We start from the raw sequence: 26,528 nt of genomic DNA, 5'->3' as shown, positions 1-26,528 counted from the left end.
GCATTCTCTTCGCTTCGTACGATAGCTGCCGTACTACGAGATCTGTCAAACTACGAGGACTCTCGTACTATGGACGGGTGACCATCGACCAGGACTGTGCGGGCGACCCGGACTGCCCGAGGCTGCTGCCCGAGCCGGCCGTCGCCGAGCTGCGGCTGGAAACGGTGCTGCACGCGCTCGCCGACCCGACCCGGCTGCGGATCGTCGCCGAACTCGCGGAGGCGGGGGGCGACGAGCTGAATTGCCTCGCATTCGACCTTCCAGTCACCAAGTCGACATTGACACATCACTTTCGGGTCCTTCGTGAAGCGGGCCTGATTCGTCAGCATCGGCGCGGCACTTCTAAGATGAACACACTGCGCTTGGCCGATCTCGGCGAGCGCTTTCCTGGCCTGCTGGACGCGGTGCTGGCCGCCGCCGAGCCGTGCTTCCCCACCCCGAAGCCGGCTGCCCGCTGACCTTCCGACCGAACCGCGGGCCACGAGCCTGACGATCCGTCAATTCCTGCGGCGAGTCCCCGCCATGGACTTCGGCGACCCTTCGCCAACCGCATTCGCAACCATTCGAACAACGCTGTACGTCAACCGCCACAGAAGCCCCTCCCGGCACAGCCGAGGGGCAATTCCTGGCGCGGTCATGCCTGGTCACACAGGCTTCACCGAAGTTGCCCCAGCGTTCATCGTGCGTGGTCATTTGGTCTATACCAATCAGGTAATCTGACCGTCGACAGGTGTCAATGACCGGCCGTGGGGGGCCTTATGACTGTCAATCACCTTCCGTCGCCACCCTCCGATCAGGAGCTCTACTGGTACTTCGGGCCTCAGCGCCGCTGGGTCCCACTGCTCTCCGCGCTCGCCTTCGTGTTCAGCGCGGCCACAATGTTCAGCTTCTCGCTCCGCAATCCCGTGCTCTGGCCGTTCCTGGCCGTGCTCGGCATCAACCTCGTCGCCCTGGCGCTGACTTGCCTCAACGGGCTGCGCCGTCGGCGTTTCACCCGGGCCGGGCACGAACTGCTCGTCGCCGCCTGGCAGCCCGCCGAACCGCCGTCCGTCGACCTCTACCTGCCGACCTGCGGCGAACCGCTCGACATCCTCGCCAACGCCTACCGGGCGGTCGCCCGACTGGACGCCCCCGGGCGCCTCGACGTGTGGGTGCTGGACGACGGAGACCGGCCCGAAGTGGCCGCGCTGGCCCGGGAGTTCGGCTACCACTACGTAGTGCGACCGAACCGCGGCGAGTTCAAGAAGGCCGGCAATCTCAACCATGCGCTGACCTTGAGCAACGGCGAGTACATCGCCATCCTGGACGCCGACTTCGCGCCGCGCGCCGACCTGCTCCAGCACCTGCTGCCGTACTTCGGCGACCCGAAGGTCGGCATCGTGCAGAGCCCGCAGTGCTTCGACACCGACGCCGAGATGGGCTGGGTGCAGCGCGCCGCGGGAGCGGCCCAGGAGTGGTTCTTCCGCTGGGTGCAGCCCAGCCGGGACGCCTCCGACGCGGCGATCTGCTGCGGCTCCAACGCGGTCTACCGACGCTCCGCGATCGACGCCGCCGGCGGCTTCGCCCGGCTCGACCACAGCGAGGACATGTACACCGGACTCGCCCTGCACCAGCGGGGATTCACCACCCGCTACGTGCCCGTCCTGGTCGCCAAGGGCACCTCGCCCGAGTCCACCACCAGCTTCGTCAACCAGCAGTACCGCTGGGCGATGGGCAACCTTCACCTGATCGGCGACCGCACCACCCGCAAGGCCATGACCTGGCGGATGCGCCGCTGCTTCGACGAGGGCATCGTCGGCTACCTGGCCGCCGCCGTGAACGTGCTCACCGCACCGCTGCCGCCGCTGATCATGCTGTTCGCGTTCCCCGGCGAGGTCCGCGCCTGGTACGTGCTGCCGATGCTCTCCCTGCTGTGGCTGTGGCACGTGCTGCTGCCCCGGGTCAGCCGCACCCGCTGGCGCACCGAGGTGCTGCGCGCCAACGTGCTGATGAGCTTCGCCGCCGGCACCGCCTACTGGCACACCCTGCGCGGCCGCAGCGCCGCCTGGGTGCCCACCGGCGCGGCCAAGCCCGGAAGCAACCGCGGCATGGCCCGCAACGTCCTGCTGGTCTCCCTGCTGTGGACGGCCGGCACCCTGGTCGCCACCACCGTCGGCGTGGCCGTCGCCACCGCCCTGCACGGCTGGCACTACACCTGGGGCCTGGCCCTGTACCTGGCCGTGCAACTGCACGCCGGCGTGCCGCTGGTCCGCAACCTGTACTCCGAGCTGCGGCCGCACACCACCGAGAACACCGAATCCGGGGCCCGCCCGGCGATGCGGCCCAGGCGCTGGCCCGAGGCCCTCGCCGTCACCAGCGCGCTCGCCCTGATCGCCCTGCTCGCCTCCGGCTGGGTAGCGCCGATGCTGCCCTGGCTGGGCTGAAAGGTCCACCTCCCGTGTCCACCAGCACCGCCCCGCTCACCGTCGTTCTCGGGCAACCACCCGTCGAACGGCCCCGGTTCAGACCCGACATCGAAGGACTGCGGGCCGTCGCCGTGCTCGCCGTGCTCGCCTTCCACGCGGCCGTCCCCGGCCTGGCCGGCGGCTTCGTCGGCGTCGACGTCTTCTTCGTCATCTCCGGCTACCTCATCACCGGCCTGCTGCGCAGCGAGAGCGCCGCCACCGGAAAGGTCCGGCTGGCCGAGTTCTACTCGCGCCGCGCCCGCCGCCTGCTGCCCTCCGCCGCCGTGGTGCTCGCCGTGGTCGCCGTCCTCGGCGCCCTGCTCACCGCGCCGCTGCGCCGCGCCGACCTGGAACGCGACGTCCTCGCCTCCGCGCTGTCCGTCGCCAACTGGCGCTTCATCGCCGAACAGACCGACTACCTGGCGGCCGGCCGCGACCCGAGCGTGCTGCTGCACTTCTGGTCGCTCGCCGTCGAGGAGCAGTTCTACCTGCTGTGGGCCCCGCTGATGGCCCTCGCCGCCCGCTGGGCCTGGAAGCGGCGCACCCTGCTCGGCCTGACCCTGGTCCTCGGCGCCGGCTCGTTCTGGCTCTCCCTGCACTGGAGTGCCGGCGCCTACCTCTCCACGCCCACCCGGGCCTGGCAGTTCGCCGCCGGCGCCGTCGTCGCGCTGCTGCCGATCCGTCGAATACCACGCCTGATACGGGAGTTGCTGGGCCTCGGCGGCATGGCCGCGGTGCTCGGCGCGGTGCTGGTCTTCGACGCCCGCACCCCCTACCCCGGCTACGCCGCGCTGGTGCCCACGATCGGCACCGCCGCGATCGTGCTGGCCGGTGAACAGCACCTGGTGGGGCGGGTGTTGGCGCTCGGCGCGCCGCGCGCGATCGGCCGGCTCTCCTACAACCTGTACCTGTGGCACTGGCCGGTGCTGGTGCTCGCCGAAGCCCGATGGGGCACCCTGCACTGGGGGGTGAAGGTCGCGCTGACGGCAGCCGCCGCGCTGCCCGCACTCGCCGCCCTGAACTGGCTGGAGCAGCCGCTGCGCCGCAGCCGGGTGCTCGGTGAAATCCCGCGCCGCGGACTGTCGTTGGGTCTCACCGCGGTGGTGATGCCGGTGGTGCTGGCGCTGGTCGTCGGCACCGGCACGATCAAGATGCTCGGCCCGGCCACTCCCCCGGACCCGTCCGGCCTGCCGCCGGGCGCCCGCACCGGCCCGACCCTGCTCGCCGGCGCGCCGCCCGCGCACGGCCCGACCGTGCCCAACCCCGTGCAGGCCCGGCAGGACTTCCCGCCGGACGGCATGTGCGAGGTGAACCCGACGGACACCGTCAGCCCGCCCTGCCGGTTCGGCACCGGCGACGACCGGATCGTGCTGCTCGGCGACTCGCACGCCGGCCAGTGGTTCTCCGCGATGCTCGGCATCGCCGCCCAGCACCGCCTGGCCGTCGAGGAACTCGTCAAGCAGGGCTGCCCGCTGCCCGAACTCACGGTCAACAACCCCCAGTTGGGCCGCACCTACCACGAGTGCGACACCTGGCGGTCGTACGCGCTGAGCCGGCTGAAGCAGGGGCCCAAGCCCAAGCTGATCGTCATCTCCACGCTGAACCGCTACACCGCCGACCGGGCGGCGCTGCTGCACGGCTGGGAGCAGACCCTCGCCCCGCTGCGGGAGCTGGGCGTCCCGATCGTCTACCTCCAGGACACCCCGATCCCCGGCCGGGACATTCCCGCCTGCGTCTCCGGGCACTCCGACACCACGTCCGCCTGCGACTTCCCGCGCAGCGACAGCCTGTGGGCCGATCCGCTGGCCGAGGAGATCGCCGCCGGCCGCGTCCCCGGCGTCCGCACCATCGGCGTCAACTCGGTGCTCTGCCCCGGCGAGGGAAAGACCTGCCCCTCCGTCCTGGAGCACGTGCTGCTCTACCGCGACGACTCGCACCTGACCAACGCGGCGTCCGTCGTCCTCACCTCCCGGATCGACCAACTCCTCGCCGACGCGGGCGTGTTCGGCGAAGGCTGGGCCACCCTGCTGCACGACGACTTCGACGGCCCGGCCGGATCGAAGCCGGACCCGGCGAACTGGCAGTACGACACCGGCACCTGCTACCCCGGCTGCCCCGCCGCCCAGTGGGGCACCGGCGAGTTCGAAACCATGACCGACTCCACCGACAACGTCCGCCTGGACGGCCAGGGTTCGCTGGAGATCGTGCCCACCCGGGACGGGGCCGGCCACTGGTTCTCCGGCCGGATCGAATCCCGGCGCGCGGACTTCGCCGCCCCGGCGGGCGGCGTGCTGCGGGTGGAGGCGAAGGTGGCCCTGCCCGCCGTCAACGGGCCTGCCGCCGCCGGCTATTGGCCCGCGTTCTGGGCGCTCGGCGGCAAGCTCCGCGACGGGTACACCGGCTGGCCGGGCGTCGGCGAGCTCGACGTCCTCGAGTCGATCGGCGGGCGCGGGGTGTTCGGCACCATGCACTGCGGCACCACCCCGGGCGGCCCCTGCAAGGAGCCGACCGGCCTGGGCTCCGGCGAGAAGCCCTGCCCGGACTGCTGGGGCACGTTCCACACCTACACGCTGGAGGTCGACCGCTCGTCCCCCGTCGAGAAGGTCCGCTGGCTGCGCGACGGCCAGGAGTACTTCGCCGTCACCTCCGACCAGGTCGACCCGGCCGCCTGGGACCAGGCGGTGCACCACGGGATCTTCCTGATCCTGAACGTCGCGATCGGCGGCAACCTGCCCACCGCGTACGACAGTTCGCCGACGACGGCAACGGAGCCGGGGCACCCGATGAAGGTCGCGTCCGTCACCGTCTCGACCAAGCAGTAGGAGCGCGCGCAGTCGGGCGCGAAAACAGGGGCGCGTGGGGCACCTCCCAGCCCGCTGGGGCTGGGGGAGAACTGCGCGAGCGGCCACGCACCCAACCGCAAGGTCGCGATCAACGGCAAGTCATTGCCCGCGTCGCGACCTTGCGGTTGGGTCCTCCCGCTTCGCGCGGTTCCCCGCGCCCCCGGTTGTGCGCCCGCCTGTCCGCGCGCCCCTATTCGGGCTTGCGGAACATCCTGGTCGCCGTGATCTCCCCGTGGATCGTCGGACCGTCCGGGTCCTGCGGTGCCGGGAGGCCCGGGCGGAGGTGTTCCTCGACCGAGATGTACTTCAGGCCGGCCCGGAGGTCCGCGTCGTTGCGCAGGCGGATGACGAGCGGGAACTCGGCCAGTGCCGTGGTGTCGAACAGGCCGGTGGTGTAGATGAGTTGGACGCCGAGCGCGTCGGCGACGGCGCGCTGGAGCTCCAGCAGGTAGGTCGCGTTGGCGCGGCCGATCGGGTTGTCGAGGAAGAGCGTGCCGGCGTGCCGGAGCTGCGACTGGCCGCGGTCGTTGGCGCGCAGGGCGGCCATCGTGCAGTAGAGGGCAATCGCGGCGGTGAGCAGCTGGCCGCCGGAGAAGACGTCCGACATCTGGCCGACCGAGACCCGCTCGGCGCGGAGTACCGCGTCCGGCTTGAGGATCTCGACCGAGACGCCCTTGGGGCCGATCGCCGCGGCGACGCCGCGCAGCAGCAGGGACATGCCGTCGCGGCGCAGGTCGGAGTTCTTCCGGACGGCGGACTGGGTGGCTTCGTCGATGACCTCGCCGAGCCGTTCGACCAGGACGGCGTGGTCGGGGTCGTCGAAGCGGATGCGCAGGAATTCCTGGCCCGACCATTCGCCGAGGCCTTCGGGGAGGCGGGACAGGCGCTGGGCGGCGCGCAGGGTGGCGAGGGAGGACTCGACCAGGCCGCGCAGGCGGTCGACGATGGAGGCGCGGTTGCGTTCCAACTGGGCGAGTTCGTCGGTGAGGACGCGCAGGCGGGGTGCGAACGCGGCGGCCCAGGCGGCGGCGTGGTCGGGCAGGGCGGCCGCCGGCAGCTCGCGGATCTGCTGGCGGGCGGGGGTGCGGACGGCCTCGTAGCGGGCGGCGTTGGCGTGCCGGACGAGGGCGTCGGAGGCGTCCCGGACGGCGAGTTCGGCGCCGGTGAGCTCGGAGGCGGCGGTGCGCATGGCGCGCCGGGTGTCGGCGACGGCGGCGCGGGCCGCGGCGAGGCCGCCGAGGTAGGCGTCGGCGGTCTCGGTCTCCTCGCCGTTGTCGCGCAGCCCGTCGCGGAGCTGCCCGGCGAGTTCCTCGAAGTCGGTGGCGGCGGCCTGCGCCTGGTCCAGGGTGCGCTGCAGGTCGGCGTTCTCGGTGCGGGCGGTGTCCACGCGTTCGCGGCGTTCGGCGAGCAGCGCGGTGGCGGTGCGCAGCAGGGCCTGGGCGTGTTCGGTGTCGGCGGGGACGAGGTCGTCGGGGAGTTCGGTGTGGGCTTCGCCGTTCACCGGGGCGGAGCGTTCGGCGTCGCCGCGCAGTCGGCCGACTTCTTCGGCGGCGGCGCCGGAGCGGGCTTCGATGATGGTGACGAGTTCTTCGGCGCGGGCGGCGGCGGCCTGCCGGGCGGGGCCGTCGGCGCCGTCGGGGCTGGCGAGGAGTTCCTCGGCGCGGGCCTTGACCTTGTTGCTGAGGCGGTCCAGCTCGGTTGCGGCGGCGGCTTCGTCGCCTTCGGCGCGGGCCTGTTCGGCGCGCAGGTCGGCGCCGACGCCGACCTTCTCGTAGAGCTGGGCGGCGGCCCGGTAGGCCTCGCGCAGGGCGGGCAGCGAGGTGGGGGTGGACTCGTCGGGTTCGGCGGTGTCGGCGGCGGCGATCTCGGCGCGTTCGCCGCGCAGGGTGCGCGCGGTGCGGCGGGCGTCGTCGGCGGCGCGCTGGGCGGCGCGGCGGTCCTCGTCGCAGGTGCGGGCGCGTTCGGTGCACAGCGCCTGGCGGCGTTCGCATTCGGTGGCGTCGTCGGCGAGTTCGCGCTGCCGGCGGGTCCAGTTGGCGCGTTCGCGCAGGCGGAAGGCGAGGCCGGCGAGGGCGTCGGCGCGGCGGCGGGTGCGCTGGGCGGTCTCCCGGCACTCCTCGTGGCGGGCGGCGGCGGCCTGGTGGTCGGCGTCGGCTTCGGCGTGGTCGGCGCGCAGGGTGGCGAGTTCGGCGGCGGTGGCTTCGGCGTGGTCGGCGGCCGCGGCGGCGGCCTCGGCGAGTTCGGCGAGGGTGCCGGGCGGGCAGGCGGCGTGCCAGGAGGCGAGCCGGGCGGCGAGGGCGCGGTCGCCGCCGAGGCGGGCGGCGAGTTCGCGGATGTGTTCCTCGCGGGCGGTGGCGCGGCCGCGCAGTTCGCGGCGTTCGTCATCGGCGGCGGTCTCGTTGTGCATGGCCGGGTTCGGCGGCACCAGGAAGAAGCCGGGTTCGCCCTCGATGGGGGCGATCAGGGCGGCGGCGGTGCCGACGGCGACGGTGGAGCGGGGCAGCAGGGCGGCGGCGGCGAGCGCTTCGCGGGCCCGGTCGAGCGAGGCGGGGTCGGTGACCACGACGCCGTCGACGAGTTCGGGGCGGGCGGCGAGGATCGCGTCGTGGTCGGCGGGGTCGACGGACTGGGCGAGGTAGCGCCAGCCGGGCAGGGCGGGGATGCCCTGTTCGCCGAGGTGTTCGACGGTGGCGAGGACGTCCGGGCCGGGCGGCAGCAGGCCGCCGTCGCCGAGCGCGGCGAGGATGCGGGAGTCGTCGGCGGCGGCGGTGCGCAGGTCGAACAGGGTGCGTTCGGCGTGGGCGACGGCCTGGTCGAGCAGTTCGCGCAGGTCCTCGGCGGAGGCGTCGAGTTGGCGGGGCGTCAGGAAGCCCTCGGACTCGTCCGCGCCGTCCTGGTAGGGGGAGAGCGAGAGCAGTTCGGCGAGCCGGGGCTCGGCGGCGAGCTGGGCGGCGGTGCGCTGTTCGGCGGCCAGGGTGCGTTCGGCGGCGGTGCGGGCGTCGGTGGCGCGGGCGGCGGCGAGTTCGGCGCGGGCCTCGGCGGCGGCGGACTCGCGGGCCCGGACGGCGGCGGACTCGGCGACGGTGCGGGCCTGGTCGAGGGCTTCGGTGGCGGCGCGTTCGGCGTCGGCGGCGTGCAGGGCGGCGCGGGCCGGGTCGGGTTCGGCGCCGGAGTCGTCGATCCAGCCGGCTTCGACGGCGGCGGCGGTCTCCTGCTCGACCTCGGTGAGGCGCTGGCGCAGGTGTTCGGCCTCGGAGCGGGCCTTCTGGGCGGCGGTGGCGGCGGCGGTGGCCTCGGCCTGGGCGGCGGAGCCGTCCTGCTGCAACTCGCCTGCGCGCAGCTCTTCCTGGTCGGCGCGGGTCTCGGCGTTCAGGGCGGCGGATTCGAGGGCGCGGGCGAGGGCGCCGGCGGCGCGGTCGCGGGCGGCGAGGGCGGGCGCGGCGTCGAGTTCGGCTTCCCGGATGGCCGCGGCGACCCGGCTGGCCCGGTCGGCGGCGGCGCGGTGCCGCAGGACCGCCTCGGCGGCCTGCCAGGCGGCGAACTGGGCGCGGGCGTCGGTGAGTTCGCGGCGCAGGCGGCCGGCTTCGGAGGTCGCGGCCTCCAGTCCGAGGGTGGCGTGCCGGTAGCCGAGTTCGGAGACGATCAGGGCGTGCCGGGTGCGGTCGGTCTCGGCGGCGGTGACGGCGCCCGCGGCGGCGGCGACCTCGACGGCCAGGTCGTGCACCCGGTCGCGTTCGACGGCGGAGCGGGCGGACAGCGACGACGCGAGCCTGCGGGTGCGGCGTTCGGCGGCGCGGTGGCCCTCGCGGACGGTCTCCCGGCCGGCGGTGGCGTCGACGATGCGCTGCAGCAGGTCGACGGAACCGGCGGTGAAGTCGCGTTCGGCGGTGAGTTCGGCGCGGCGGCCGAGCTTGGCGGCGAAGCCGTGCACCAGGTCGGCGAGGCCGTCGGTGTCGCGGGTGTCGGTGACGGCGCGCAGCAGCAGGTCGGTGAAGTCGGCGTCGTTGCGGACCGCGAACAGGCCGGCGGCCTCGCCCTCGTCGGCGTTCATCTCGCGCTGGTAGCGGAAGAGTTCGGGGTCGAGGCCGAGCGCGCCGAGGTGCTCGTTCCAGCGGTCGTGGATCTCCTCGAAGGTGACGTCGAGGTGCGGGTGGGCCTTGGCGGCCTCGGTGAGGGTGTCGCGGAAGCCCTTCATGGTGCGGCGGCGGCCGCGGGCCTTCTGGTCGCCGGCCAGGCTGGGCCGTTCGGCGACCGGCAGGGCGTCCAGGGTGAGGCCGGGGCCGGGCCGGAAGGAGTACCAGAGTTCGGCGAACTTCCGCGGGTCGGAGGAGACCTGGCGGCCGCGCCACTCGCTGACCTTGCCGACCACGATGAGTTCGCCGGTGACGGTGTGCTGCCATTCGAGGGCGACGTGGCCGCAGTCGTCGGCCAGCAGGAACTTGCGCAGCACGCCGGAGGACGCGCCGCCGAGGGTGTTGCGGTGGCCGGGCAGCATCACCGAGAAGATCAGCTTGAGCAGCACCGACTTGCCGCCGCCGTTCTCCAGGAACAGCACGCCGGCGGGCGCGGGGCGGCGCTGCGGGCCCTCGGGCTCCTCGCCGAACAGGCCGATCTGCTGCGGCTGCGGCTCGGGGACCGGCTCGCCGACACCGCGCAGGTCGAGCACCGTGTCGGCGTAGCGCGCGCCCGCCGGTCCGATCGAGTACAGGCGGACCCGGTTCAGCTCGTACATGTGCGGTGGTTCTCCTGGAGCGGCAGTTTCAGTGTGGCGCTGGACAGTTGACGGAGCGTCGGGGTGTTGACGGGAGCGTCGGGGTGCTGACGGGAGTGTCAGAGTGCGTGGAACGGCAGGCCGGCGTCGGCGACGAGTTCGTCGCTGTCGTCGGGCGGCAGCAGGGTGGCGGTGCCGTCGCTGACCGGGACGACGCCGAGGTCGAGCAGTTCGCCCATGGCGGCGCTGCCGGCCAGGTCGCGGACCTGCAACTGGTAGCGGGCGGTGGTGCGGTAGGTGCCGCCGGCGTCGTCGGAGGTCTTCTGCAGGAAGCCGGAGTCGACCAGGAAGGACACCGCCTTGGAGACGATGCCGGTGGTGGATCCGGCCAGTCGGCGGGCGTCCTTGGTGGCGCCGGTCGCGGAGCGGCGCGCCCACACCCGCCAGGCCGCCTCCAGGCCGGGGGCGGAGCTCGCCGGGTCGGTGTTGCTGCCCTCGGCCGCGGCGTGTTCCTCCAGCCGGCGGCAGGCCTGCCGGACGAACGCGTCCACGCCGTTGACGCTGACCCGGCCGAGGTAGCCGTCGTCGGCGAGGTCCTCGGGGCGGGGGAAGGCGAGCGCGGCGACCGCGAGGTGGGCGAGGCCGTGCAGGAAGCGGTCGGTGGACTCGGAGGCGGCGCGGCGCGAGTAGTCGCCCATCCGAACGGCGAACACCGAGTCCTCGGCGGCGGCGACCGCCATGCCGGCCCGCGGCGAGACCTCCAGCACCACCAGGCCCATGCCGGTGGCGACCGCGTCGGCCAGCCGGCCGAACTGCGGGTCGTCGCGGTAGCGGCGCACCAGTTCGGCGTACTCCGCGTCCCGCGAGGGCAGCAGCTTCGCCTGCAGCCCGAAGGACACCAGGCGGGCGGCCTCGGCGACGTCCGCCGGGCTGATCGGCGAGTGGACGGCGACGGCCGGCTCGGCGTCCTGCGGCGCCCACGCCTCGGGGCTGGTGGTCATGCGGGTGCTCCTTCGGTGCGAGGGCTGCGGGCAGTGCCAGTGGTGCCGGTGCTGCGGGCGGTGCGAGGGCTGCGCGGGCTGCCGGTGCTGCGGCCAGTGCGGGCGGCACCGGTGCCGCGAGCGGCGCGGACGGCACAGGCGCTGCGCGCGCCACAGACGATGCACGTGCCAATGGCGGTGCCCGTGCCGCGCGTGCCGCCAGTGCGGGCGGAACCGGTGCCGCGGGCGCCAACGGCAGTGCCGGTGCCGCTTGCAGCGGTGCCCGCGCCGCAGGCGCAACCCGTCCCGCGAACGCAGCCCGCGCCGCAGGCGCAACCCGTCCCGCGAACGCAGCCCGCGCCGCAGGCGCAACCCGCGCGCCAGGCGCTGCCCATGCCGCGTGCGCCGCCGGCGGGCCCGGCTGTCACTTCGCGTCCCGGCGGTCGGCGGCCATGCCTGCGGCGTCGAGGAGGGCGCTGCCGACGATCAGGTCGGCGCCGCCGAAGCCCGGGTCGTCGAGGCGGGTGCCGTCGTCGACGGCGAACAGCAGGCGTTCCTCGCCCTGGCGGTACGCGGTGCCGACCGGGGGGCTGGCGGCGTGCACGGCCAGCAGGGCGACCAGGTAGGCGAGTTCCTCGCCGTTCTCGCCGACGTCGGTGCCGCGGGCGCGGGCGTCGGCGAGCAGGCCGGACAGGCGGCGGGGCGCGTCGGCGGGCAGGTCGAGCAGGTCGAGCGCGGCCTCCAGCTGGGCCTCGGAGAACCGGCTGTCGTCGGGGGTGGCGACCAGGTCGGGCTCGGGCAGTTCGGCGCCGAGGTGCTCGCGTTCGACGGGCGGGGTGAGCAGCAGGTCGACCAGGTCGCCGACCCGGACCGAGACGGGGGTGCGCAGGCCGGTGCCGCGGGCGAAGAACGCGTCGGTGGGCCGGGTGGCGTCCGCGAGCGGGAGGGTGAGGACGGGGGCGAGGAGTTGACCGTACAGGTCGATGCCGGTGCGCGCGGTGGGTGCGGAAAACGCTTGCCGGTCCTGTTCGGCGCGGAACAGCGGGCCGGCTTCCAGCAGGCGGGTCTGCAGCTGGGTGTGCCGGCGGATGCAGTCCTTGACGATGTCGACGAGTTCGGCGGCGCGCCGCTTGTGCTCGGCGTCGACGCTCTCGTCGCGGGCCTTGCGGATGTTGGTGAGGATGGCGTTCTCGTGCCGGTACCGGTCGGCGATGTGGTCGAGCGCCTCGTCGATCAGGTCGGGGACGGTCTCCATCCAGTCCACCGCGCGGACGTTGCGGCGGGTGGCCTCCAGTGCGCGGCGCAGCGTCTCGGCGTACTGGACGGTGCGGTAGCGGGCCTGTTCGGCGGCGAGTTGGGCGTCGGCGAGGCGGCCGCGGCGGATCAGCACCTCCAGCTTGACCTCGGCGGCGATCTGAGCGCTCGTCACGTCGGTGTCCAGCGCGCCGACCAGGACGTTGACGGCCTCGTCGGTGGTGCGCAGGTAGACGCCGCCGTCCTGGCCGGGGACTTCCTCGATCAGCTTGAAGTCGTAGTCGCGGCGGGTGTATTCGCCGTCCGGCCCGAAGGTGCCGTAGACGGCGCGGAAGCCGCGGTCGACGCTGCCGACGTTGATCAGCGACTCCAGCACCCAGCGGGCCACCCGCTCGTGCTCGGTGACGGTGCGGCCGGGGTTCTGTGCGGCGATCCGGGGCTGAAGCCGGCTCAGCACTATGTCGCGGTCGGCCCCGGTGTCGAAGTCCATGTTGAGGGTGACCAGGTCGATCGCGGCGAGGGCGATCTCGGCCATCGTGTACGAGGCGTACTCGCCGGCCAGGTTGACCTTGCGGCTGTCCAGGTCGTGCAGCGGCGCGGTGCAGGCGAGCGCCTTGAGCCGGCGGGCGAGTCCCTCGTCGGCGGCCGGTCCGGGGGCGGGCCTGGTGGGCTGGTCTGCGATGGCGGTCACGGGGGACAAGATTAGGGCTTTCCGTGGACAGGTCCGAAACGTCCCCTTTGGGGCAGGCTGTTCCGCACTGTTGAACGCGTTCAAATTCAGGTCTAGAGTCCTTCCCGCGACACCGTGCCGTCTCCGGCACCCGCGTCATGGAGGGGGGACTTCCCATGTCCGACATCGCCACCGCCCCAACCGGTTCCACCACCGCCGGCCCCGGCTCCGCAGCAGTCACCGACACCGCACGCGTCCGACGGCGGATCAGGCGCTGGCTGTGGCTGTTCATCGTCTGTCTGGTGCTCAGCGGGGTGACCGCCTTCCCGTTGCAGAGCGAGACCGCGCTGCTGGTCCGGGTCCTGGACGCCACCGGCCTGGGCGCGCTGCTGCCCGCCCTCGGCGACTGGGCCGTGGTGGCCCGGGACAGCGTCGCCGACGGCTACGGCAGCCACCCGCTCCTCGCCTACGGCACCGACTGGCTGGCCTTCGCACACCTGGTGATCGCGGCCGCGTTCTGGGGGCCGCTGCGCGACCCGGTCCGCAACGTCTGGGTGATCCGCTGGGCGATGCTCGCCTGCGGCGCCGTCGTCCCGCTCGCGCTGATCTGCGGGCCGCTGCGCGACATCCCGCTGTTCTGGCGATTCATCGACATGTCGTTCGGTGTCTTCGGCGTCATTCCGCTGCTCGTCGTGCACCGCCTGATCCGCACCCTGGAGTGGGATCAGGCGGTCCGCACCCACCACGACTTCGCCCGGGTCATTCCCTCCCCCTGACCCGCCCGGTTCAGTGCGCGGCGCCGGCCTCCACCTGGGACACCGTGCCGTCGTGCAGCGAGATCACCCGGTCGGCCTGGGCCATCAGCGTCGGGTCGTGGGTGGCGACCAGGGCGGTGACGCCCTGGGAGCGGACCACGGCCCGGAGCAGTTCCATCACGGCCAGGCCGGTCTCGGAGTCGAGTTGGCCGGTCGGCTCGTCCGCGACGATCAGCGCGGGGTCGTTGGCCAGCGCCCGGGCGATCGCCACCCGCTGCTGCTGGCCGCCGGAGAGTTCGCTCGGCCGCTGCCCGGCGTGGTCGGCCAGCCCGACCAGGGCCAGCAGGGTGCGGACCCGCTCCTCGCGTTCGGCTGCGGGCAGCCGGCGCAGCCGCATCGGGACGCCGACGTTCTCGGCGGCGGTGAGCGTCGACAGCAGGCCGAAGGACTGGAAGACGAACCCGATCCGGTCCCGGCGCAGCGCGAGCCGCCCCGCCTCGTCGAGGCCGGACAGGTCGGTGCCGTCGAGCGTGATCCGGCCGCTGGTCGGGGTGTCGAGGCCGCCGACCAGGTTGAGCAGGGTGGTCTTGCCGGAGCCGGACCTGCCCTTGAGCGCGGTGAGTTCGCCGCGGGCCGCGGTGAACGAGACGCCGCGCAGCGCGTGCACGGTGCGCGGTCCGGTTCCGAAGCTGCGGCACAGGTCCTCGACCACGACCATGGGCGCCGGTGTTTCGATCATCTTGGTGTCCCCCCGTTTGGCGAATGAGCGTGCAGGTGCTCGATTCTGCTCACTCCCGCAACGCTTTGCGCAAGGCCCTTCCGCTACTCGTTCGTATCTGACAGAGTCGTCCGCCATCCGGTACACGATGACCGGAACGGGGGTACGGGGAAACATGTTGGGCTTTGTCCTGCGCCGTCTGCGCGGAAGGCTGCCGCTGGCGGCCGCGGTGTTGTTCACGGTGCTGATCACCACCACGGTGCTGACCACGCTGGTCGCGTTCAACCGCACCGTGGCCGAGGCCGGCCTGCGCCGGAACCTGGACGGCGGCAGCCGGGTCGGCGTGCAGCTGAGCGCCGACCACCAGGTGGACGCCCGGGCGGCGGACGACGCCCAGGCCGCCGCGCTCGGCGCCGCGCTGTTCGACGGGCTGCCCGTCGCCACCCAGACCCTGGCGCTCAGCCGTTCGTACGGGCTGCCCGGCCAGCCGAGCCTCGGCCACGACGTGGACCTGACGGTGCTGGCCGCGCTGGACCGCGACCGGTTGAAACTGACGGCCGGTCAGTGGCCGACCGCCGAGGGCGCCCCGGCCGGCCCGGACACCGCCGGAACGGTCCAGGTCGCCGTGCCGGAGAGCGCCCTGCACCGGCTCGACCTGACCGCGGCCGCGCTGCCCGCGCAGGTCACCGTCTCCGACCGGTACGGCGGCCGCCCGCTCACCGTCCGGATCACCGGCGTCTACCAGGTCGCCGACCGCGAGTCCCCGTACTGGCGGCTCGACCCGCTCGGCGGCCGCGAGATCCAGGTCCGCGGCTTCACCACGTACGGGCCGATGGTGGTCGACGACGGCGTCTTCACCTCCGGCCTGCTGCCGCAGGGCAGCCGCAGCACCCTGCTGACCGGCGACTTCTCCGCCGCCGCCCCGGAGCGCGTCGACCGCGTCCGGACCCGCGCCGCACACCTGACGGATCTGGCCAAGCAGTACAGCCCGGGCCTCCAGCCGAAGACCGAACTGCCCGCACTGCTCGACGAGTTGCAGTCGGCGATGCTGGTCGCCAGGTCCAGCCTGATGATCGGGGCGCTGCAACTCGCGGTGCTGGCCGCCGCCGCGCTGCTGCTGGTGGTGCACCTGGTGGCGGAGCGGCAGACCTCGGAGAACGGCCTGCTCACCGCGCGCGGCGCGACCCGCGGCCGGCTGTCCGCGTGGACGGCCCTGGAGGCGCTGCTGCTGGCCCTGCCCGCCGCCCTGCTCGCCCCCCTGCTGACCGGGCCGCTGCTGCGCCTGCTGACTTCGTACGGCCCGCTGTCCGGGCTGCCGCTCGACCACACCGACACCGCCGTCCGCTGGCCGGTGGCCGCGCTCTGCGCGCTGGCCTGCGTCGGGCTCACCTCGCTGCCCGCCGTGCTGCGGCGCGGCGGCGAGCGGGTGGTGTCCCGCCGGCAGGCCGTGGTCAGCACCGTGGCGCGCTCCGGCGCCGACCTGACCCTGCTCGTCCTGGCCGTGATCGCCTACCAGCAGCTCGACGCCCGCACCGGCGGCCTCTCCACGAACGCCGACGGGCAGTTGGGCATCGACCCGGTGCTGGTCGCGGCGCCCACCCTGGCCCTGTGCGCCGGGACGCTGCTGGTGCTGCGGGTGCTGCCGTTCGCGGCCCGGCTCGGGGCCCGGCTGGCCGCCCGGGGCCGCGCGCTCGGCCCGGCGCTCGCCGGATGGCAGCTGGCCCGCCGCCCGGGCCGGGCGAACGGCCCGGTGCTGCTGCTGGTGCTGGCCGTCGCCACCGGCGTGCTGGCGCTCGGTCAGCACGCCGCCTGGCGCGACTCGCAGCGCGACCAGGCCGACTTCGCCTCGGCGGGCGGCCTGCGGATCCAGGGCTCGGCGCTGCCCGCGCTCGGCCAGGGCGGCCGCTACGCGGCACTGCCCGGCGGCGACCGGCTGCTGCCGGTCGCCGGGTTCGACCAGTGGCTCCCCGGCGACAAGAAGGGCCGGGTGGTGCTCACCGACACCGCCCGCGCCGCCACCGAACTGCACGTCCGGTCCGACCTGTTCGACCACCGGACGCCCGGGGAGCTGCTCGCCCCGCTGGCCGAGCCGCAGCCGGCCGGCCTGCGGCTGCCCGGGAAGCCCACCCGGATCGACCTGACCCTGGCGGTCCACCTCGGCGAGCGCTCCGGCGGGCCGTTCCCCGCCTGGATGCCGCCGCCGTCGGCGCCCGACCTCTGGCTCCACCTGCGGGACGCCTTCGGGGCGAGCTACCGCGTCCTGCTGCCGCAGCTCCCCGACCAGGGCGAGGTGACCGTCTCCGTCAGCCTGGAGTCGCTGACCGCCGCACCGCTCGGCTCGGCCGCCGCACCGCTGACCCTGACCGGCTTCGAGCTGACCTACGGCTCCAACGCGGCCGACGCCGCCGACGAGGTGACGGTCCGCCGGTTCGCGCTGTCCGACACCGCGTCCGGCCCGGCCGTGCCCGTCCCGATGCCCGCCGGCGCGTGGACCGGCACCGGCGACGCCTCCGTGCAGATCACCGGCGACCCGGCCGAGGGGCGGCTGCTGACCGTCTCCTACACGCCGCCCGCCACCAACAACTGGGGCCGGCACGACGCCAAGCGCGCCCTGGTGCTGCCCCCCGGCGACACCATGTCCGGCGCGGAGGTCAAGGCCCTCGCCACCCGCGGCTACCTGACCGCGTCCGGCGCCAAGGTCGGCGACCTGATCAAGGTCCAGGTCGGCAACGCCATGCTGCCGGTGCGGGTCACCGGCCAGGTCGCGGCACTGCCCGTGTACGGCGACACCGCGCTGATGCTCGACCTGGCCGGCGCCCACCGGTGGCTGACCGACCGGGGCGCCGACGTCCCGCCGATCTCCGAGTGGTGGCTGCCCGCCACCGGACCCGACGACCGCACCCCCGCCGACGCCGCCGCCGCGCTGCGCGCCGGGCCGACCGCCCAGCAGCTGACGCTCCGCGAGGAGGACGCCGCGGCCCGCTCCGGCGACCCGCTGAGCGCCGCCCCGCAGAGCGCGCTGGCCGCGCTGGCGGTGGTCGCCGCGATCCTCGCCACCATCGGCTTCGCCGCCGCCGCGGCCGCCTCGGCGAGCGAGCGGGCCGGCGAGTCGGCGGTGCTGCTCGCCCTCGGCACGCCCCGGCGACAGCTGCGGCGCACCGCCGCCGCCGAACAGGTCGTGCTGGTCGGCATCGGCACCGGCGTCGGGCTGCTGCTCGGAGCCGTCCTGGTCCATCTGGTGGTGCCGCTGGTGATCCTCACCCCGGCGGCCCGCCCACCGGTCCCCTTCGTCCTGGTCGGGCTGCCGCTCGGCCAGGTGCTGGCCCTGGCGGCCGGGACCGCCGCCCTGCCGCTGGTGTCCGCCTTCCTGGTCGGCGGCCGCCGCCGGGACGTGGCCGCCCGGCTCCGGTTCGTGGAGGACAAATGAGCACCCCGGCCCCCTGGGTCCGCACCCGGCTGCGCACCTCGGCGCTGGCCACCCTGCTCACCGCCGCCCTGGCGCTGACTGTGGTCTTCCTGTCCGCCGCCCTGCCCCGGGCCCAGGACCGCGGGGCGGACGACGCGCTGCACAGCTTCCTGCGCGAGGCCGGCCCGGCCGCCGACAGCGTGCAGGTCACCGCGACCATCCCCCGGACCGGCGACACGGTCCGGCTGCTGGACGACAACGCGGCCAAGATCACCGCCATGGTCGACCCGGTGCTCCCGCTCGACCCGAGCGGCCCGGTCTACGGACGCCGGGGCGCGACGCCGCGTTCGCTGGGCGACCCCTCGCTGGACCGCCTCGACGGCGTCCCGCCCGAGATCGCCGTGCAGTACCAGCACGCGGCGCCCGAGCACCTCCGGCTGACGTCCGGTCAGTGGCCGGGTGCCGCCACCGACGGCGATCCCGTCCCGATCGCCGTGTCGGAGGCCGCCGCCAAGTCCATCGGGCTCCGGCTCGGCTCGGTGTACGCCGGCGGCAGGTCCGTCGTCGGCCGCGACCCCATGCTGCCGCCGCGGCAGATCCGGGTGGTCGGCCTGTACACCGTCGACGACCCGGCGGACCCGTTCTGGAGCGAGCTCCACTGCGCGCTCAAGGCCTGCGTGAACCTCACCCCCGGCGGCCCGGGAGATCCCCCGCACCCGTACTGGTACGCCGTCGGGCTGACCAGCCCCGAGGCCGCGCCGCAGGTGGCCATGTGGAGCTCCGTCGCCGAGGACTACTGGCGGCTGCCGGTGCGGGTGGACGCGCTGCGGGCCGACCGGCTCAAGCAGACCTCCTTCGACCTCGCCGCGGTCACCACCGGGCCGGTCGCCGTCAAACTGGCCACCGGCGTCGGACGGGACAACATCCGGATCACCTCCCAGCTGCGCACCCTGATCGACAACGCCTGGAAGCGGCAGAGCGCCATCGACCCGCTCGCCGAGCTCGGGCCCGCCGGCGCCGCCGGGGTCGCCGCCGTGGTGCTCTGCCTCGCCGCGGCGCTCACCACCGAACGACGCACCAGCGAACTGCGGCTGCTCCACGCCCGCGGCGCCGGAATCCGCGGGATCTTCCAACGCCTGCTCGGCGAAAGCGCGTTGACGGTACTGCCGCCCGCCGCGCTGGGCGCCGTACTCGCCGTCGTCCTGCTGCCCACCCCGCGCTGGCTGCCCACCGCCGTGGCCGTCGGCACAGTCACCCTGCTCGCCCTGCTGGCCTTCCCGGTCCGCGCCGCGCTGCTGCTCCGCGACAAGGCCGGCGGCGGTTTCTCCGGGCGCCGCCGGCTGATGGCCGAACTCGCCGTCCTGGCCGCCACCGTGGCCGCCGTCACCCAGGTCGCCCGGCGCGGGGTGAGCCCGACCGGCAGCGGCGTCGACCCGCTGCTGGTGGCCGCGCCGCTGCTGCTCGCGCTGACCGGCGCGCTGCTGCTGGCCCGGCTCCAACCCGCCCTGATCGGGCTGCTGGCCCGCTGGGCCGCGCGCCGTCCCGGCGCGATCGGCTTCCTCGGCCTGGCCCGCGCCGCCCGCAGCAGCGGCCCGCGCTCGCGCCCCTCGGTGCTGCCGCTGCTGGCCCTGGTGCTCGCCGTCACCTGCGGCGCGATCGGCGCCACCGTGCTGAGCTCGGTCACCGACCGGCGCACCACCGTCGCCCGGTACAACATCGGCGGTGACGCCTCGGTCTCCGCCCCGCTGAACAGCGCGCTGCCGGACGCCTTCGTCGCCGCCGCCGGCAAGCTGCCCGGCATCGGAACGGCGCTGCCGATCTGGATCGCCGACGACACCACCATGACGTTCGGCAACGGCGAATCGATCCGGGTCAACGTGGTGGTGGCCGATCCCGTCGAGTACGCCAAGATCGCCGAGGTCGCCGGACGCGGACAGTTCGACCCGTCGGTGCTCGCCGCCCCCGCCCCCGGACAGCCGCTGCCCGCCCTGGTCAGCAGCGACCTGCCGGAAGGCGACTTCAAGCTCCGGCTGGGCGGCGGAAACGCCGTCCCGATCCACACCGTCGGCGTCTGCGACGGCACCCCCGCCCTGAACGGGGCGATCGGCGTCAACGTCCTGCTGCCGCTCGGCCCCGCCACCGACCTGCTGCCCCGGATCCTCGGCCCCACCAGGTGGCTGGCCACCGGGCACATCGACGACGCCCGCCTGCGCGCACTGGCCGCGCAGTACCTCGGCCCGGCCGCGTCCGGCGAGCAGCGGGGCCACGTGGTGCGGACCACCACCGGCGAGGCCGCCGCCCTCGGCGGCGACCCGCTCCAGGCCTCCGCCGAACGGACGTTCTGGGCCGCGGTCGCCGCGACCGCCCTGTTCGCGCTGCTCTCCGTCCTGCTGACCCTGCTCCGGGCCGGACCCGAACGCGCCGCGACCCTGGCCCGGCTGCGCACCATGGGCCTGCGCCCCCGCCAGGGGCTGGCGCTGATCCTGGCCGAGGCCCTGCCGCAGGCCCTGGTCGCCGCACTCGGCGGGGCCCTGACGGCGGTCTGCGGCGTGCTGCTGCTCGGACCGGCCATCGACCTCGCCCCCCTGGTCGGCGCCGCGACCCGCACCGGGCTGCACCTCACCGCCGCGCCGATCCTCCAACAGGCCCTCGGGCTGGCCCTGTTGGCCGCCCTCGCGGTGCTGGCCGAGACCGCCGTCACCGCCCGCCGCCAGATCACCACCGAGCTACGAGCGGGAGACACCCGATGAGCACTCCGCCCCCGAGCCTGGACGAGCTCCGCGCCAGGGCGCTGGCCGCCTCCGAGCCCAGGACCGTCCGGGCCGACCTGGCGATCAACTGCGAGCGGCTGGTACGGATCTTCAGCGCCGACGGGATCGAGGTCCAGGCGCTCCAGGGCCTGGACCTGACGGTCGACCAGGGAGACCTGGTGGCCCTGGTCGGCGCGTCCGGCAGCGGCAAGTCCACCCTGCTGAACGTGCTCGCCGGGCTGGACACGCCGACCGCCGGCAACGCCACCGTGGCCGGCTCCGACCTGCTCACCATGACGCCCAAGGAGCGCCTGCGCTACCGGCGCGAAGTGGTCGGCTTCATCTGGCAGCAGACCGCCCGCAACCTGCTCCCGTTCCTGACGGCCGCCCAGAACGTCGCCCTGCCGATGCAGCTGCGCTCCGGCCACCGCGCCGCCAAGCAGCAGCGCGGCCGCGTCGCCGAACTGCTGGAGGCCCTGGACATCGGCGAGTTGGGGCACCGCCGCCCCTCCGAGCTCTCCGGCGGCCAGCAGCAGCGCGTCGCGATCGCGGTCGCGCTGGCCAACGACCCGGCGGTGCTGCTCGCCGACGAACCCACCGGCGAACTCGACTCCGAGACCGCCGTCGGCATCTTCGAGGCCTTCCGCACCGTCAACCGCGAACTCGGCACCACCGTCGTCATCGTCACCCACGACCCGATGGTGGCCGGCGAGGTCCGCCGCACCGTCGCGATCCGCGACGGCCGCACCAGCAGCGAGGTGCTCCGCCGCACCGTCACCGACGAACACGGCCAGGAGACCGTCAGCGAACGCGAGTACGTGATGCTGGACCGCACCGGCCGGGTCCAGCTCCCCGCCAAGTTCCTCGCCGCCCTCGGCATGGAACACCGGGTGGCGGCCGACCTGGCCGCCGATCACATCGCGCTGCACCCGGACGACACCACCGACTGATCAGCGCGGGCCCTCCCGCACGACGCCGGCCGCCGGCACCGGGCCGTCGGCGACCTCCTGGGCGCGCAGGCCCTCCCGCGCGACGCCGGCCGCCGGCAGGCGGCGCAGCGCGGTCGGGGTGTGGCCGAGGTGGCGGCGGGCGGTGCGAGGCGGCCGGTGAGCGGCCGGCGTTCCTCGTGCACGGCGAGGACCGGCTCGCCGAGATGGCGGGCGAACGGCGTTCCGGCACGGTCGGGGCGGATGTCGATCCGGCCCCACTCCCCCACGTCGAGGTCCTCGTGCGGCGGCTCGTCCTCGACGGTCGGGCACCGGTCGGAGCCGGTGGTGATCCGGGTGGTGCCGGTGGTGATCCGGGTGGTGCCGACCCGGCCGTCATGGAGCCACACGTCCGCCGGCTCCCGCTCGCGTTCGCCGCGCGGCGGTGTGAACCAGGACGCCGTCACCCCGGTCAGCCGGCGGGCGACCGGGGCGGCGTGGTCCGGGCCGCGGCCGTGGGCGCGGCAACCGGGCGGCACGGCAGGGGAGTTCGGGCCTCCGCCGCGCCGCCCGGGCGTGTCGTCAGCGCTCCGGGTCCCACTCGATCAGCCGGTCGAAGACCCGGGTGTCGCCGCCGAGCTTCAGCTCCTCGATCGGGAAGCGGCCGTAGAACATCAGCGCCAGGTCACTGGCCGAGCCGGCGGCGGAGGCGGTGGGCGCGCCGTCCGCGGGGACGGGGATCAGCGTCGCACCGGCCGCGGAGAGGCCGTTGCGCCAGGAGCGGCCCTCGGCGGCGTGGTAGTCGGCGGTGGCGGGCTCGTGCGGCCAGGCCTCCGTGGTGGTGCACATCGAGGAGAGGAACTCCTCCACGCAGTCGACCGCGACCTCGGCGGGCAGCGGCTCGGGCACGCCCGCGGCGAGCTGCGCGTCCCAGGCGTGCACGGAGATCTCGTGCACCTGGCGGCGGGCCGTGCCCCGGCTGGTCAGCGGCGTCTGCGACTTGCCCCACCAGCCCCAGCAGGGCCGGTCCGGGCCGGCCTCGCGGAGCACGCCCAGCAGCAGCTCCGTCGACTCGGTGAGCCAGCCGAGCAGCGCCTCGCGCTCCTCGGGCGCGGTCGCCTCGCCGAGCGGCGCGAGCCTGGCGGTGGCGTCGGGCCCGGCGGCGACCGTCGCGGCCCAGGCCCGGCGGCCCTCGCCCAGGTGTTGGGCGAGGTCGCGCAGCGTCCACTCCGGGCAGGACGGCACCGGCGCGTCGAGGGACGGCGCCGCGGCGATCGCGGCGCGGAAGGCCGTCGACCGCTCGTCGATCAGCCGCAGCAGGTCGTCGAAGTCGGGGCCGGCGAAGTCAGGGTTCGTTTCCACGCGCGGAGTTCTACCACTCGCCCCCGCCCGCCGGACACCGGTTTTCGCCGACGCCCCACCCTCACCAGCGCATCCGGACGTCCTCGGCCCAGCCCAACAGGCCGTCCACCGCGATCCGTTGGCCGTCGTCGGTGCGGATGCTCCCCCGGTAGTGGCCGAAGCACTGGTCGGTGCGGTTGGCGAGCAGGCCGGCCTCGGTGCGGACCTTGCGGTCGTGGAAGGGGGTGAACGTCAGGTCGACCTGGTCGCCGTCCGGGGTCCTGATCCGCCAGGGAGCGAGCGGGTCGGCCGGGTCGTACTGCCAGTCGAGTTCGGCGCCGATCTTGCTGAGCCGGCCGTCCACACAGAGCGCGTTCTCGGTGGAGCCCGTCCCGACCGTCCACTGGCCGCCGAACTGGAGACCGACCACGTGCCCGTCGGTCCGACCGGACGCGGCGCCCCAGTTCCAGCCGAGCGAACGCGGCCAGCGGCCCCGGCCGTGGTCGAGCACGCCCCACGCGTCCTCGTCGAACGCGTAGCTGCGCCCGCCGAGCCGCACGGTGCCGGTGGCCGGGCGGGCGGTGTGCTTGGAGGTGTACTGAAAGCGCTTTCCGTCCCAGGGGACGACCACCGACAGCGTCTCGTGACCGTCCGGCAGCGCGACCAGCAGGTCCACTTCCAGCGGCCGCAGATCGGCGGTGAGCGCGCGGGCCAGCAGCCGGGTGCCGCCCTCCTCGTGACGGATCGTCACCCGCACCCGGCGGCGGCCGGGCCGCTCGGGACCGACCGTGACATCCGCGCCGTACGGGCCGCCGGAACCCGCTATGCCCTCCGGCAGGGCGGTCGGGCGCAGCGGCAGGCCGGGGGCGAGCGCGGTGCGTTCGTGGTCCTCCAGCACCCCGTGGTCGTCCCAGGCGAGGAAGTGGACGCTGTCGAGGGTGAGGAAGTCCAGGTCGCTGACGGTCAGCGCGACCAGGTGGGTCGGCGTGGTGACGCACCAGTACTCGAACCGCTTGGTACGCCCCCAGCCCCGCAGGTTGCCCCGGTGCAGCGGGGTCCGGGACCACCCGACCGCAGCCCGGTTGAGCCGCCCGTCCGGGCCGCACAGATCGACGGGTTCGGTGATCTCACGCTCATGGGTCGCCATCCGCGCACCCTACTGCCACGAGCACGGGAACAGGGGCGTGTGCGGGTGCGAAAACAGGGGCGCGGGGAACTGCGCGCAGCGGAAGGGGCCCGCCGAAAGATCGTGACGCAGCACAATGACTTGCACGTGCTCGCGGTCTTGCGAAGGCGCGCCCCTTGCTCGCGTCGCTGCACTCTCCGGTCAGGTCCCGAGCAGCCCGAGAGCAAGCGCGGTGGCGTTGGCGTCGCTCGCGGGGTTCGGCGGACGGTTCGGGTCTTCCGCGCATGAGGCGGCCCCCGAGCATCCCGTCCAGCAGGCCCAGCTTGACGGCGTCGCGCAGGTCGGCCCAGTGGTCCGGATCGAGCACGAGCACCCGGTTCCGGTGGTCCTCGGCCACGGTCAGGACCACGCCGTCGGTCGATTCGGCGATGAGCACGCCTGCCGGGGGATCCACCTCGCACGATCACGCGCACTCTTCGAGTCATGCGCCATCTGAGCGGCTGCCCATTCGTTCGCACCGCGGGCTTTGACGGCGGCGGGCCGCCCGGCGCGGGACGAACCCGAGGTCCGCCGGCGACTTGTCCGGCCACATGTGCCGGAACACCCGCTGGTAGGCGTAGTTGGGGCAGCGGATCTCGCCGGCCTCCACCCGCCCGACGTAGCGCGCGTCGCAGGACACACGCTCGCCGATCTCCCGACCGGCCTTCTGGACCCGCTTGGCGAACTCCCTCGGCGAGAGGTCGCCGCGCAGCTCCCGCATCGCCAGGTTGGGGACGACCGCCGGGCCGGACACCTGCGACATGCCGTCCCGCACCCGCTCGTTGACCGTCGCCGTCCGAACGAACTGCGGATCGGCCCACCACGGCTCACCGCCGTACAGCATCGAGATGGCCGCCGGAGTACCGGGCGCCACTCCGGTCCGCGACTCCAAGGACCCCGGCGGCCCGGCCCTGATCTTCCCGACCAACGCCTGGTCGTCCTTCATCGACGCCGTCAAGACAGGCCACTTCGGCGCCGTGTGACCGCCCACATGCCTCGCCCCGACCTCTCCTTGCGAGCGGTCGGGGCGAGGCATCTGCCGTGTGTTGCGGATCAGTCGCTTTCCCCGCGCCTCTGAACGCGCGACCTATCGCGCCTGCGCGCCCTCCGCGACGGCCGGTGCCCCGTCCGACGGCACGGCCTTCAGCGTCGCCGCCCGGCGCATGCCGGGAATGGCGAGGGTGACCAGCCCGGCCAGCACGGCCGCGACCGCACCGATCATGAAGGCCGTGCGGAAACCGCTTTCCGAGGGCAGCGCGTGGCCGTGGAAGTCGGTGGTCATGTGCGCCAGCACCACGCCGATGACAGCCGAGGAGGACGAGGTGCCGATGGACCGCATCAGGGCGTTGAGCCCATTCGCGGCGGCGGTCTCGGAGGCCGGGACGGCGCCCATGATCAGCGCGGGCATGGCCGCGTAGGCGAACGCGATGCCGCCGCTGATCAGGCAGGAGAACACCAGGACGCCCCAGGCGTGGCCCATCAGGGCGAGTGCGGCGAGGTAGCCGGCGGTGATGATGACGGCGCCGACCAGCAGCGAGACCTTGGGGCCCTTGGCCCGCGACAGCTTGGCGGAGATCGGCGAGAGCAGCATCATCACCAGACCGGCGGGGGCCATCCACAGGCCGGCCTTGACCATCGACTGGCCGAGGCCGTAGCCGGTGGTGACGGGCAGCTGGAGCAGCTGCGGGGAGACCAGGCTCATCGCGTACATCGCGAAGCCGATCACCACGGAGGCCAGGTTGGTCATCAGCACCTGGCGGCGGGCGCTGGTGCGCAGGTCGACCAGCGGCTGCTCGGTGCGCAGCTCCCACCAGCCCCAGACCGGGAGCACGACCGCCGCGACGGCGAACATGCCGAGGGTGGAGCCGGACGCCCAGCCCCAGTCGCCGCCCTTGGAGATGGCGAGCAGCAGGGAGACCAGGCCGATGGTGAGGCCGACCGTGCCGACCACGTCGAAGCGTCCGCCGGAGCGCACCGGCGACTCGGGGACGAGCACGACGACCGCGGCGGCGATCAGCGCGCCGAGCGCGGCGGAGATCCAGAACAGGGCGTGCCAGCTGGCGTTCTGGGCGATGACGGCGGACAGCGGCAGGCCGAACGCGCCGCCGATGCCGAGCGAGGAGCTCATCAGCGCCATCGAGGAGCCGAGCTTCTGCGGCGGCAGTTCGTCGCGCATGATGCTGATGCCGAGCGGGATGACGCCGGCGCCGACGCCCTGCAGGGCGCGGCCGATCACCATCGGCGCGAGCGCGCTGCTGAAGGCGCAGATCACCGAGCCGATGACGAGCAGGGTGAGGCTGATCAGCAGCACCTTGCGCTTGCCGTACATGTCGCCGAGTCGGCCGAGCACCGGGGTGGCGACGGCGCCGGCCAGCAGGGTGGCGGTGATCGCCCAGGACGCGTTGGCGGCGGAGGTGTGGAGCAGCTGCGGCAGCTGGGGGATCAGCGGGACGACCAGGGTCTGCATCAACGAGACCACGATGCCCGCGCCGGCGAGCACTCCGACGATGGGGCCGGTGCGTGCCTGACTCATGGGGGTCTTCTCTTCTCTTGGATCTTCTCGAA

16 protein-coding genes and 1 pseudogene are annotated in these 26,528 nt (G+C 74.2%); 8 read left to right on the top strand and 9 right to left on the bottom strand.

Translation table 11 applies throughout. The features are described from left to right. Nucleotides 1-77 precede the first annotated feature (77 nt). The 3 genes from ACIQF6_RS31845 (at nt 78) to ACIQF6_RS31835 (ending at nt 5,266) form a co-directional block, all read left to right on the top strand. The gene (locus tag ACIQF6_RS31845) at nt 78-458 is read left to right on the top strand and encodes an ArsR/SmtB family transcription factor (protein ID WP_400901265.1); all 381 of its coding nucleotides are present in this window, start codon (nt 78-80) and stop codon (nt 456-458) included. 300 nt (nt 459-758) lie between these two features. Next, a complete protein-coding gene (locus tag ACIQF6_RS31840) occupies nt 759-2,423 on the top strand; it encodes a glycosyltransferase family 2 protein (RefSeq protein WP_400901263.1) in 1,665 nt (554 codons plus the stop codon). A 14-nt stretch (nt 2,424-2,437) separates the two neighbouring features. Next, a complete protein-coding gene (locus ACIQF6_RS31835) occupies nt 2,438-5,266 on the top strand; it encodes an acyltransferase family protein (protein WP_400901261.1) in 2,829 nt (942 codons plus the stop codon). 211 nt (nt 5,267-5,477) lie between these two features. Here ACIQF6_RS31835 and ACIQF6_RS31830 read toward each other — a convergent pair whose 3' ends face one another. From ACIQF6_RS31830 to ACIQF6_RS31820, 3 genes are all read right to left on the bottom strand, one after another. Beyond that, on the bottom strand, nt 5,478-10,019 hold the full coding sequence (locus ACIQF6_RS31830; protein WP_400901259.1) for a hypothetical protein: 4,542 nt from the start codon (nt 10,017-10,019) through the stop codon (nt 5,478-5,480). 98 nt (nt 10,020-10,117) lie between these two features. Further along, nucleotides 10,118-10,999 (bottom strand): hypothetical protein, encoded by an 882-nt coding sequence (locus ACIQF6_RS31825; RefSeq protein WP_400901257.1) that lies wholly within the window; start codon nt 10,997-10,999, stop codon nt 10,118-10,120. Between the two features lie 403 nt (nt 11,000-11,402). Then, the gene (locus ACIQF6_RS31820; protein WP_400901255.1) at nt 11,403-12,923 is read right to left on the bottom strand and encodes a hypothetical protein; all 1,521 of its coding nucleotides are present in this window, start codon (nt 12,921-12,923) and stop codon (nt 11,403-11,405) included. Nucleotides 12,924-13,078: 155 nt separating this feature from the next. On the opposite strand from ACIQF6_RS31820, the gene ACIQF6_RS31815 reads away from it, so the two are divergent. Then, nucleotides 13,079-13,678, top strand: a complete 600-nt coding sequence (locus ACIQF6_RS31815; RefSeq protein ID WP_400901253.1) for a hypothetical protein — start codon at nt 13,079-13,081, stop codon at nt 13,676-13,678. 10 nt (nt 13,679-13,688) lie between these two features. Here the strand turns inward: ACIQF6_RS31815 and ACIQF6_RS31810 are convergent, their stop codons facing one another. Then, on the bottom strand, nt 13,689-14,396 hold the full coding sequence (locus tag ACIQF6_RS31810; protein ID WP_400901251.1) for an ABC transporter ATP-binding protein: 708 nt from the start codon (nt 14,394-14,396) through the stop codon (nt 13,689-13,691). 154 nt (nt 14,397-14,550) lie between these two features. Here ACIQF6_RS31810 and ACIQF6_RS31805 point away from each other — a divergent pair, with 154 nt between their 5' ends. The 3 genes from ACIQF6_RS31805 to ACIQF6_RS31795 are packed head-to-tail and all read left to right on the top strand — an operon-like array spanning nt 14,551 to nt 21,481. Next, the gene (locus ACIQF6_RS31805; protein ID WP_400901249.1) at nt 14,551-17,802 is read left to right on the top strand and encodes an FtsX-like permease family protein; all 3,252 of its coding nucleotides are present in this window, start codon (nt 14,551-14,553) and stop codon (nt 17,800-17,802) included. Further along, complete coding sequence (locus tag ACIQF6_RS31800) at nt 17,799-20,531, top strand: hypothetical protein (RefSeq protein WP_400901247.1); 2,733 nt, start codon at nt 17,799-17,801, stop codon at nt 20,529-20,531. Before ACIQF6_RS31805 ends, ACIQF6_RS31800 begins: the two co-directional genes overlap by 4 nt. Continuing rightward, the gene (locus ACIQF6_RS31795; protein WP_400901245.1) at nt 20,528-21,481 is read left to right on the top strand and encodes an ABC transporter ATP-binding protein; all 954 of its coding nucleotides are present in this window, start codon (nt 20,528-20,530) and stop codon (nt 21,479-21,481) included. Before ACIQF6_RS31800 ends, ACIQF6_RS31795 begins: the two co-directional genes overlap by 4 nt. Here the strand turns inward: ACIQF6_RS31795 and ACIQF6_RS31790 are convergent. The 4 genes and pseudogenes from ACIQF6_RS31790 to ACIQF6_RS31775 form a co-directional block, all read right to left on the bottom strand. Next, nucleotides 21,445-21,996: a hypothetical protein gene (locus ACIQF6_RS31790; RefSeq protein ID WP_400901243.1), complete on the bottom strand. Its 552-nt coding sequence runs from the start codon at nt 21,994-21,996 to the stop codon at nt 21,445-21,447. The genes ACIQF6_RS31795 and ACIQF6_RS31790 overlap by 37 nt on opposite strands. Nucleotides 21,997-22,039: 43 nt before the next feature. Next, nucleotides 22,040-22,819, bottom strand: a complete 780-nt coding sequence (locus ACIQF6_RS31785) for a maleylpyruvate isomerase family mycothiol-dependent enzyme (protein ID WP_400901241.1) — start codon at nt 22,817-22,819, stop codon at nt 22,040-22,042. A 61-nt stretch (nt 22,820-22,880) separates the two neighbouring features. Then, on the bottom strand, nt 22,881-23,945 hold the full coding sequence (locus ACIQF6_RS31780; protein WP_400901239.1) for a DUF2804 domain-containing protein: 1,065 nt from the start codon (nt 23,943-23,945) through the stop codon (nt 22,881-22,883). Between the two features lie 496 nt (nt 23,946-24,441). Then, nucleotides 24,442-24,726, bottom strand: a pseudogene (locus ACIQF6_RS31775) (tetratricopeptide repeat protein); the annotation flags it as partial. Between ACIQF6_RS31775 and ACIQF6_RS31770 the strand changes: the two are divergent. Further along, nucleotides 24,725-24,946 (top strand): DUF397 domain-containing protein, encoded by a 222-nt coding sequence (locus ACIQF6_RS31770; protein WP_400901237.1) that lies wholly within the window; start codon nt 24,725-24,727, stop codon nt 24,944-24,946. The pseudogene ACIQF6_RS31775 and the gene ACIQF6_RS31770 sit on opposite strands and share 2 nt — an antisense overlap. Nucleotides 24,947-25,050: 104 nt before the next feature. On the opposite strand, the gene ACIQF6_RS31765 is transcribed toward ACIQF6_RS31770, so the two are convergent. Then, nucleotides 25,051-26,496: an MFS transporter gene (locus tag ACIQF6_RS31765; RefSeq protein WP_400901235.1), complete on the bottom strand. Its 1,446-nt coding sequence runs from the start codon at nt 26,494-26,496 to the stop codon at nt 25,051-25,053. Nucleotides 26,497-26,528: the final 32 nt, after the last annotated feature.

This window comes from Kitasatospora sp. NPDC092948, assembly GCF_044754805.1.
Taxonomy (GTDB): Bacteria; Actinomycetota; Actinomycetes; order Streptomycetales; family Streptomycetaceae; genus Kitasatospora.
Note: the sequence above shows the minus strand (reverse complement) of the source record. Positions and strands in the feature narration are given on the sequence as shown.

Excerpts from the sequence above, each read along its gene's own strand:
- ACIQF6_RS31840 (WP_400901263.1), top strand. The coding sequence starts at position 759 with ATGACTGTCAATCACCTTCCGTCGCCACCCTCCGATCAGGAGCTCTAC.
- ACIQF6_RS31830 (WP_400901259.1), bottom strand. The coding sequence starts at position 10,019 with ATGTACGAGCTGAACCGGGTCCGCCTGTACTCGATCGGACCGGCGGGC.
- ACIQF6_RS31825 (WP_400901257.1), bottom strand. The coding sequence starts at position 10,999 with ATGACCACCAGCCCCGAGGCGTGGGCGCCGCAGGACGCCGAGCCGGCC.
- ACIQF6_RS31815 (WP_400901253.1), top strand. The coding sequence starts at position 13,079 with ATGTCCGACATCGCCACCGCCCCAACCGGTTCCACCACCGCCGGCCCC.
- ACIQF6_RS31810 (WP_400901251.1), bottom strand. The coding sequence starts at position 14,396 with ATGATCGAAACACCGGCGCCCATGGTCGTGGTCGAGGACCTGTGCCGC.
- ACIQF6_RS31805 (WP_400901249.1), top strand. The coding sequence starts at position 14,551 with ATGTTGGGCTTTGTCCTGCGCCGTCTGCGCGGAAGGCTGCCGCTGGCG.
- ACIQF6_RS31800 (WP_400901247.1), top strand. The coding sequence starts at position 17,799 with ATGAGCACCCCGGCCCCCTGGGTCCGCACCCGGCTGCGCACCTCGGCG.
- ACIQF6_RS31795 (WP_400901245.1), top strand. The coding sequence starts at position 20,528 with ATGAGCACTCCGCCCCCGAGCCTGGACGAGCTCCGCGCCAGGGCGCTG.
- ACIQF6_RS31780 (WP_400901239.1), bottom strand. The coding sequence starts at position 23,945 with ATGGCGACCCATGAGCGTGAGATCACCGAACCCGTCGATCTGTGCGGC.
- ACIQF6_RS31770 (WP_400901237.1), top strand. The coding sequence starts at position 24,725 with ATGCCGTCCCGCACCCGCTCGTTGACCGTCGCCGTCCGAACGAACTGC.
- ACIQF6_RS31765 (WP_400901235.1), bottom strand. The coding sequence starts at position 26,496 with ATGAGTCAGGCACGCACCGGCCCCATCGTCGGAGTGCTCGCCGGCGCG.